Origin of the sequence: Streptomyces sp. CNQ085 (assembly GCF_022614595.1) — a bacterium.
Classification (GTDB): domain Bacteria; phylum Actinomycetota; class Actinomycetes; order Streptomycetales; family Streptomycetaceae; genus Streptomyces.
On record NZ_JAJFAU010000183.1, the window covers coordinates 1 to 8,433 of the forward strand.

General features: G+C 76.3%; 9 protein-coding genes. 6 read left to right on the forward strand and 3 right to left on the reverse strand.

Annotated features, from left to right (window positions below):
- Window positions 1-62: 62 nt before the first annotated feature.
- Window positions 63-1,133 carry a hypothetical protein gene (locus LJ221_RS21905; protein WP_241718445.1) on the reverse strand — a complete coding sequence of 357 codons (1,071 nt, stop codon included), beginning with the start codon at window positions 1,131-1,133 and terminating at the stop codon, window positions 63-65.
- A gap of 392 nt (window positions 1,134-1,525) precedes the next feature.
- On the opposite strand from LJ221_RS21905, the gene LJ221_RS21910 reads away from it, so the two are divergent.
- A complete protein-coding gene (locus LJ221_RS21910) occupies window positions 1,526-2,134 on the forward strand; it encodes a histidine phosphatase family protein (RefSeq protein ID WP_241718446.1) in 609 nt (202 codons plus the stop codon).
- Between the two features lie 21 nt (window positions 2,135-2,155).
- On the opposite strand, the gene LJ221_RS21915 is transcribed toward LJ221_RS21910, so the two are convergent.
- A complete protein-coding gene (locus LJ221_RS21915) occupies window positions 2,156-3,637 on the reverse strand; it encodes a hypothetical protein (RefSeq protein WP_241718447.1) in 1,482 nt (493 codons plus the stop codon).
- Window positions 3,638-3,823: 186 nt separating this feature from the next.
- Here LJ221_RS21915 and LJ221_RS21920 point away from each other — a divergent pair, with 186 nt between their 5' ends.
- Window positions 3,824-4,216: a hypothetical protein gene (locus LJ221_RS21920; protein WP_241718448.1), complete on the forward strand. Its 393-nt coding sequence runs from the start codon at window positions 3,824-3,826 to the stop codon at window positions 4,214-4,216.
- 58 nt (window positions 4,217-4,274) lie between these two features.
- A complete protein-coding gene (locus LJ221_RS21925) occupies window positions 4,275-5,153 on the forward strand; it encodes a spermidine synthase (protein WP_241718449.1) in 879 nt (292 codons plus the stop codon).
- Between the two features lie 31 nt (window positions 5,154-5,184).
- Here LJ221_RS21925 and LJ221_RS21930 read toward each other — a convergent pair whose 3' ends face one another.
- Window positions 5,185-5,733 (reverse strand): hypothetical protein, encoded by a 549-nt coding sequence (locus tag LJ221_RS21930; RefSeq protein ID WP_241718450.1) that lies wholly within the window; start codon window positions 5,731-5,733, stop codon window positions 5,185-5,187.
- Between the two features lie 106 nt (window positions 5,734-5,839).
- Between LJ221_RS21930 and LJ221_RS21935 the strand changes: the two genes are divergently transcribed.
- From LJ221_RS21935 to LJ221_RS21945, 3 genes are all read left to right on the forward strand, one after another.
- A complete protein-coding gene (locus LJ221_RS21935) occupies window positions 5,840-6,529 on the forward strand; it encodes a response regulator transcription factor (protein WP_241718451.1) in 690 nt (229 codons plus the stop codon).
- 64 nt (window positions 6,530-6,593) lie between these two features.
- Window positions 6,594-7,982, forward strand: a complete 1,389-nt coding sequence (locus tag LJ221_RS21940; RefSeq protein WP_241718452.1) for a HAMP domain-containing sensor histidine kinase — start codon at window positions 6,594-6,596, stop codon at window positions 7,980-7,982.
- Window positions 7,983-8,119: 137 nt separating this feature from the next.
- A complete protein-coding gene (locus LJ221_RS21945) occupies window positions 8,120-8,332 on the forward strand; it encodes a hypothetical protein (protein WP_241718453.1) in 213 nt (70 codons plus the stop codon).
- Window positions 8,333-8,433: the final 101 nt, after the last annotated feature.

Sequence of the window (8,433 nt, forward strand, 5' to 3'; positions counted from 1 at the left end):
CAGGTGGTCTCCCGTCCCGAGCCGCACCTGGCGTTCCTCAACGCGGGCAAGCGCGACACCTCCTACGACCTGGGCCTGCCCCAGCCGGTGACCGGCTCCTCGCGGGCGGCCGCCAGGACCGCCCCGACCGTGGTCAGCCCGCCCAGCTCCCCGCGGACCTCGCGGCCCAGCACCTCCACCGCGCCCCCGGAGCGGGCGCGGTCGCGGCAGTGGAAGGCCAGTTCGCAGGTGGACAGGCACTGCGGCGTGTAGGCGGCCGGCACCGACTCGACGGAACCGGCCAGTTCGGCGGGCGGCCGGGCCGGGTCGAAGGTGGCGTCCTCGGGCAGCGCGGCGGCGATCTCCTCCAGCCGCGTCAGCCGGGCGAGCTGCCGCCGGGTGGTGGCCAGCTGCCTGCGCAGGTCGACCGTCTCGGCGGTGGGCAGGTTGGAGAAGTCCTTCGGGCAGACCAGCAGTGCCCGCTCGTCCACCCGGGCGCCGTGCGTCTTCAGCGCCTCGAGCGCCAGGGCGTAGACGGCCGCCTGCCGGGCCGCGGCGCCGACCTTGGCCGGATCGGCCGAACCATCCAGAATCGGGAAGGACTTGATCTCCACCACCGTCCAGCGCCCGTCCGGGTGGACCGCCACCGCGTCGGGCTCCAGATGGACGGGGGAACCGGCCACCTCCAGCCGCACCATCGGGTGCTCCAGCAGTGTCCAGCCACCGTCGGCCGTCGCCCGCTCCAGCGCCCGCCGGGTGCGCTCCGCGCGCCCGGCAGGGCTGGGCGCCGACAGGTCGGGCACGGACACCTCGCCGGGTCCGGGGACGGGGGTGTCCGCCGCGGCGGTGCACGCGTGGACCAGGCGCATCAGCTCGGCGCCGCCGTCCCCCTTCGCCCGCGCCTCGAAGGCGTGGCCGCGGACGAACGCGAACCGCGACTGCCCGAAGGGCGCGGGGGAGCCCAGCGCCTCCGCGAGCGCGCCCTTGTCCACCCCGGCGCCGTCCAGCAGCGCCCGGCGGCGGCAGCCCGGGTTGGCGGCCAGCGCGGCGAGCGCCCGTGCGTCCATCGGCCGGGGCGCGACATCGGCGCCGCGCAGCTCAACGAGCCGCCGGCGCAGGGCTGTCGTCGGTTGGCTGTCGGGGTTGTAGCTCACCCGTGGAAGTGTGGCATCCGCCTGTGACAGCGGTGGATTCGAGGTCGCCCGGAGCCGCCGGTGCGGAGCGCCGGCCCGGGAGCGCGGCGTCCGCCGCGGGCCGTCCGGCGGACCGCCGCGCGCGAACAGCGGTCCGGCAGAGTACGCGGCGTAGACCACGGCGATCGGCGGAAGTTCGGTCCGCCACCGCGGCCGTGTCCGGACCATCGTGAACGTTCTCCCGACTCTCGTGGTCGGCCGTGCGACGGGCGGGCGGACGGCTGTGCGGTGCGGATGCGGAGAGGAGGACGCGGGGGCGCCAGAGGGTTGAGCGGCGGCGCGCCCGGGCCCGGCGCGCGATGATGGCCGTGAGCCCGGCGGCGGCGCCGGGAGCCCCTTACGGAAGGTATGGAATGGCAGCGCGCATCCTGACGGTCCGGCACGGCCAGACCGCATGGTCCCGGTCCGGACGGCACACCGGCCGCACCGACATCCCCCTGCTGGAGGAGGGACGCGGCATGGCCCAGGCACTGGGGGTGCGGCTGCGCGGCGCCCCCTGGGACGGCCTGCCGGAGGCCGAGGTCCGCACCAGCCCGCTGTCGAGGGCGAGGGAGACTTGCGACCTGGCGGGCTTCGGGGACCGGGCCGCCGACTGGGACGCGCTGCTGGAGTGGGACTACGGCGCCTACGAGGGGCTGACCCCGGACGGCATCAGGGAGCGGGCGGGCCGGGACTGGCTCATCTGGCGCGACGGCGTGGTGGACGGCGAGCGCCTGGCGCAGGTCGCCGCCCGCGCCGACGAGGTGATCGCCTGGGCGCGGTCGGCGGAGCGCGACGTGCTCGTCTTCGCGCACGGCCATCTGCTCAGGGTGCTGGGCGCGCGCTGGCTGGGTCTGGACCCGTCCTTCGCCGCGCGGCTGCGCCTGGACGCGGGGGCGCTGTCGGTACTGGGCTGGGCCTACGGGGAACCGGCCGTCGAGAGCTGGAACGACCGGGGGCACCTGGACCGGCCGGGGCGGTGAGGGCCGGGCGGCGGACCGCCGTCAGGCCGACCGGACCCCTTCGGCCGGGCCGGACTTCCCGTCCCGCTCCGCCAGGCGGTCCAGGAAGTCCGCGACGGCCGGGACGGCCCGGTGATGGCGCAGCCGCCGGGCGGTGCGGTCGAGCATCCCGCCGACGCGGGAGGAGCGCACCTGCCCGAGCAGGTCCAGCGCCCGGCCCGCGGCTCCGGCGGCCTCCTCCACCTCGCCCCCGCCGGCGAGGTCGTCCGCCAGTTCGGCGGTGAACAGGGCGGTGTTGCGCGCGAAGTGCGGGTCCTGGAGGGCCACCGCGCGGCGGGCGCGGCGTGCCGCGCGCCCCCAGTCGCCCAGCGCGGCCCGGCACTGCGCCTCCAACCCGTTCAGTTCGGCCTCGCCGTGGAAGGTCATCCACTCCGGGTCGGCGTCGCAGGGACCGCGTTCGAACAGTGTCCGCGCCCGGCCGAGCGACTCCTCGCAGGCGATGCGGTCGGCGAGGAGGGCCCAGCCTCCCGCCTCGCGCGCCGCCAGCAGCGACAGCAGCCGCGCCGAGCCCAGGTGGCGGGCGATGTGCTGTCCGGCCTGCGCCGCCCGCACCGCCTCCCGGGGGCGCCCGGCGTCGCGGGCGAGGAAGGAGGTGTTGCAGAAGGCGTGCGCCTCGAGAGCGGCGTCCCCGGCCACCCGGGCGATGGCCAGGGCCTCGGCGTAGTGCGGGCGGGCCTCGGCGAGACGGCCCGAGTCGTGGGCCAGCCAGCCCACGGAGAGGGCCAGTTCACCGGTCCAGGTGTGCAGCCGGCCGGCGGCCGGCTGCCGCCGGGCGCCCGCGTCCAGCAGGTCGTACGCGACCCGCAGCGCGCCGTCGGCCCGGTGGTAGAGGCCGTCGGCGCCGTACCGGTCGTCGAGCAGCCGGACATCGCGCACGGTCTGCTCGACGGCCGTGGCCTCGGCCGCGCCGGGCCGGCGGCTTCGGGTGGCGGTCTCGGCCGCGCCGGCGGCCGGGTGGGCCAGAGGGTCCAGGGACACCGCCGCCACGGCCGCCGGGCCGCCGGTCATGAACGCGCGACGCAGCACGTCGTTCTCCTCGTCGGTCGGGTGATCGTTCGGGCCGTGGCTCGGATCGCGGATGGGGCGGGGTGGCTCCGAGCGGGTGGAGCCCGGGCGCGTACGGGCGTCCTGAGGTGCGCCCGCGGCGTCGTACGCCCCCCGCCCGCGCGCGGCGCGCCCGCGAACCGTCTGACGGGGCTCGAAGCCCAGATCGGTGAGCGAGCGTCCCGGGTACATGTGCAGGAACACCCGCTCATAGGCGTAGTTGGGGCAGCGGATCTCCCCGGCCTCCACCCGTCCGACGTACCGGGCGTCACAGGAGACGTTCTCGCCTATCTCCCGGGCCGCCCTGCGGACGACCGCCGCGAACTCCCCGGGCGAGAGCCGCCCGCGCAACCGCCGGAAGGCGAGATTGGGCTGGCGGCCCGGACCCGCCGGCGCTGAGGGTGACGGTGACGACGCCATGGCCGGGACCGTACCGGCCGCCTCCTGGAGCATACGAGATGTTATATCGACAAACGGGATATCCGACACGTGATCTGCCATCAACTGCCATCCTTTGCGGCGGCATTGCGCCGTAGCGGTTGACAGACCGGATCGTTGAGTCTCGTGTTAGCGAACGCGGAGAACGACCCAGGAGGAGGTTCCCCCGTGCTGGACACCGGCTGCGAGACCGGCGGCCCGCCGCCCGCCGGAGTGCCGGACGAGCCCTGCGAACTGGTGACCGTGCCCGCGCGGCACGGACTGGAGGCCGTCGACATCCTGCGCCTGCGAGAGAGCGTGGGCCCGGTGCTGTACGACGACGCGGGCGGCATTCTCGGCTTCCTGGTGCCGCCCGGCACCGCGGACGGCTGGGACCTGGAGGGCAGCGTCTGCGTCCCGGCCCACCGCCGCTCCGGCCGGCCCGCCGGCCCGCCGGTGGCGGGCACCGGGTGGCTGGTGCCCCCGGAGAGCGCGCAGGCGGCGACCACCGAGCCGGCGCGGCTGCGCGCCGCGCTGAGCGAGGCGGCCCGTACGATCGCCGCCGCCGAGGGCCGCGCCTGAAGGGGCGGGCGCGGTCCCGCGGGGCGCGGGATGGGCCGTACGGGTGATACTGGACCGTGTGGCGAGGAACGGACGGCGACGCGAGGGCGGCAGGCGGACCAGGGAGCCGGTGAGCGAGCCGGTCGACGGCGGACTGGCCCGGCTCCTGCCGGACCCGGACCGGCCGCGCGCCTGGACGCTGCTGCTCGAAGGCGCGCCGCAGTCCCACGTGGACCTCGACGATCCAACGTACTTGGAATTCGAGTACCAGCGCAGGATCGGCCATCTGATCGACCTGGCCGCGCCGCCCGGGCGGCCGCTGCGGGTGGTGCACCTCGGCGGCGGCGGGCTCACCCTCGCCCGTTACACCGCCGCCACCCGGCCGCGCTCCACCCAGCAGGTCTTCGAGGCGGACGCCGCGCTGACCGCCCTGGTCCGCCGCGAGCTGCCGCTGGAGAACGCCTGGCGGATACGGGTGCGCGGCGGGGACGCCCGCGCCGGGCTCGCCAGGCTGCCCGAGGACGGGGCCGATCTGATCGTCGCGGACGTCTTCGGCGGCGCCCGCACTCCCGCCCATCTGACCAGCGCCGAGTTCCTGGACGAGGTCCGGCGGGTGCTGAGCCCCGGCGGGCTCTACGCCGCCAACCTCGCCGACGGGCCGCCGCTGGCCCATCTGCGCGCACAGGTCGCCACCGCCGCCGCCGTCTTCCCCGAGCTGTGCCTGACGGCGGACCCGGCCGTGCTGCGCGGACGGCGCTTCGGCAACGCCGTCCTGGCCGCCTCCGACCGGACGCTGCCCGTCGCCGGGCTCACCCGGCGCGCGGCGGGCGACCCGCACCCCGGCCGGGTCGAACACGGCCGCGCGCTGGCCGACTTCACCGGGGGCGCGGCCCCCGTCACGGACGCCACCGCCACCCCCTCGCCGCAGCCGCCCGCGCGGGTCTTCCAGCGGCGCTGAACCGGCCGCCGTGCCCGGCGGCCCCGGACTGTCAGCCCCCGTGCTCGTCGACCGTCACCCTCGGCGGAGCGCCGTCCCAGACGCAGAAGACCGACGACGCCTCCTCGCCCCGGCTGAAGGTGACCCGTATCCACCCGCTCCCCCGCCACACCCGCATCTCCCAGCCGGGACCGGGAGACGCGGAGACGAGGCCGGCCGAGTCCCGGCCCAGGTCGAAGGCGACCCGGCCGCCGCGCACCTCGCGGCTCTCCACGCTCCCGGACGTCCCGCCCGCGCGCGGGGCGCCCCCGCCCGGTCCGGCGTCCCGGCGGGCCCCGGCGGATCCGCGCGAGACCGAGGGCCCGGACGCCCCGGGGGAGCGGGCGGCCGCGGACGACCTGGGCCGCCGGGTGGAAGCGGTCTCCGGTTCGGGGCCGCCGCGCGAGGCGGACGGTGCCGGTGTGTCCGAGGTGATCGGCGGCATCCGCGGCAGGTCGTACGCGGCCTGTGACACCACGGTGCGCACGCCGAACCAGGACAGGGCCACCGCCGACCCGGTGGCCAGCACCCACGCGCCCGCGTGAACCAGTCCTCGTCGCATCCCGCGCACTCTAGTGCCGCCCGGTAGGCTCTCCCCCGCGCCCGGGCCCACATCGCTCCGTCCGGCGTCTGCTTGACGTGTACGCGCGTGCCGTAACGTGCCGCACATGGCACGTGTACTCGTCGTCGAGGACGACCAGTTCGTACGCTCCGCCCTGATCCGGCACCTGACGGAGGCCTCCCACACCGTGCGCAGTGTCGGGACGGCCCTGGAGGCGCTGCGGGAGGTCGCGCACCTCGGGTTCGACGTGGTGATACTCGACCTCGGGCTGCCCGACCTCGACGGGGCCGAGGCGCTGAAGATGCTGCGGGGCATCACCCAGGTACCCGTGATCATCGCCACCGCGCGGGACGACGAGGCGGAGATCGTCCGGCTGCTCAACGACGGCGCCGACGACTACCTGGTCAAGCCGTTCTCCGTGGAGCACCTGTCCGCCCGGATGGCCGCCGTGCTGCGCCGCGCCGGAACGGGCGCGGGCGCCGGCGCGGACCGGGCGATACGGGCCGGCGGGCTGGTCGTCGACCCGCTGCGGCGGCAGGCCGAACTCGACGGACGGGAGTTGGACCTGACCCGCCGGGAGTTCGATCTGCTGGCCTTCCTCGCACAGCGCCCCGGGGTCGTCGTGCCGCGCAGGGAGTTGCTGGCGGAGGTCTGGCAGCAGAGCTACGGCGACGACCAGACCATCGATGTCCATCTCTCCTGGCTCCGCAGGAAGCTGGGCGAGACCGCGGCCAGCCCCCGCTATCTGCACACACTGCGCGGGGTGGGCGTCAAACTGGAGCCCCCGCGGGAGTGAGCCCGGCCGGGGTGCCGGGGAAGCCGGGGGACGGGCCGGGACGGCGGGGGAGGGGGAGAAGCCCATGAGACGGGCGCTGGTCAAGGTGTGCGTCGCCGTGACCGCGATGGTCGTGGTGGCCTTCGCCGTGCCTCTGGCCCTCGTGGTCAAGGAGATGGCCCGCGACCGGGCCTTCACGGGTGCCGAGCGGCTGGCCGCCTCCGTCACTCACCTGCTCGCCGCCACCGGCGGCGACCGGGGCCCGCTCCAGCGCGGGCTGGCCAGCATGCCGGCACGGGCCGCCGGGCGGATCGCCGTGTACGCGCCCCCGGGCCGGGAGGACGGGAGTGCCGAGATCGGCGAACGCCGCCTGGACGAGGAGAGGCTGAGGGCCACGGCTTCGCTGGAGGGGGCCGCCGTCGTGCCCGTCGAGGGCGGTTTCGTGCTGCTCCAGCCCGTCGCCACCGAACAGTCGGCCGTCGTGGAGGTGTTCGTGCCCGAGGAGGAGATCACGGGCGGCGTCACCACCGCCTGGCTCGTCCTGGCCGGCACCGGCCTCGCGCTCGTCGTCGCCTCCGTCGTCATCGCCGACCGGCTGGGCACCCGCATGGTGGGTGCCGCGGAACGGCTGGCCGGGGCCGCGAAGGAGCTGGGCAGGGGGCGGCTGGCGGTGCGGATCCCGGTGGAGGGGCCCGCCGAACTGCGCCTGGCGGCCGCCGCGTTCAACTCCATGGCCGATCAGGTCGCCCAACTGCTGGCCAACGAGAGGGAACTGGCCGCCGACCTCTCCCACCGGCTGCGCACCCCCCTGACCGTGCTCCGCCTCAACACCGCCTCGCTCGGCGGTGGCGACGCCGCCGAGCAGACGCGTGCGGCCGTCGCGCAGCTGGAGCGGGAGGTGGACCACATCATCCGCACCGCGCGCGAGCAGCGGACCCAGCCGCCGGACACGCCGGGCCGCGGCGCCTTCTGCGACGCCTGTGAGGTGATCCGGGAGCGGATGGACTTCTGGTCCGCGCTCGCCGAGGACGAGGGCCGTGAGGCGGAGCTGGCCGGGGTCGGGGAGCCGGTGCGTGTCCCCGTGGCCCGCGCCGACCTCGCCGCGGCCCTCGACGCGTTGCTCGGCAACGTCTTCCGCCACACCCCGGAGGGCACCGCCTTCGCCGTGGACGTCCACCGCCCGGCCTCCGGAGGCTCGGTGATCGTACTGGTCTCCGACGCGGGGCCCGGCATCGAGGACCCCGATGCGGCGCTGCGCCGCGGCCACGGCGACGGCGGGCCCGGCTCCACGGGCCTGGGCCTGGACATCGTGCGGCGGGTGGCGGAGTCCACCGGCGGGGACATGCGGATCGGACGCTCGGTGCTCGGCGGTACGGAGGTGCGGCTCCTGCTGTCCTCGGACACGGGGTCCGCCGGCGGGTCGAACCGCCGGCGCGGACACAGAGTGCGACGGGGTGTGCGCCGGAAGTGGTGATTCCTCAGCGGGCCCGTAGACCGGCCTTAAGGGAGCCATAAGTTCCCGGCCACCCGTCCGGAAAGGGTGGTTCGCCGGAATCGGCCCCGCTAACGTGCTCCCTGTCCACGTTCCCCGCGGATCGAGGCAGGAGTGGGATGAGGAACATCGCCGCACAGTGGTGCCGCCCGGGTGGGCGGCGGCAGCCGATCGCCGACGCGGCCGTGGCGGCGATCGTGGCGGCCGGCGGACTGGTCCTGGCCGGCACGGCGACGGCGGAGCCGTCCACCGCGCCGCCCGCCACCGCGTCCACCGCGCCGGCCGCCGACGCGGACGGCGTACGGGAGAGCGCCGCGCCGCCGCCCCGCTGACCCTCCGGGCCCGGTCCCGCCGGCCCGCGCCGGCCGAGGGGCGCCGGCCCGTACGAACCAGCCACCCCCCACGACAGGCGGGGCGCAGCGGACTCCACCCC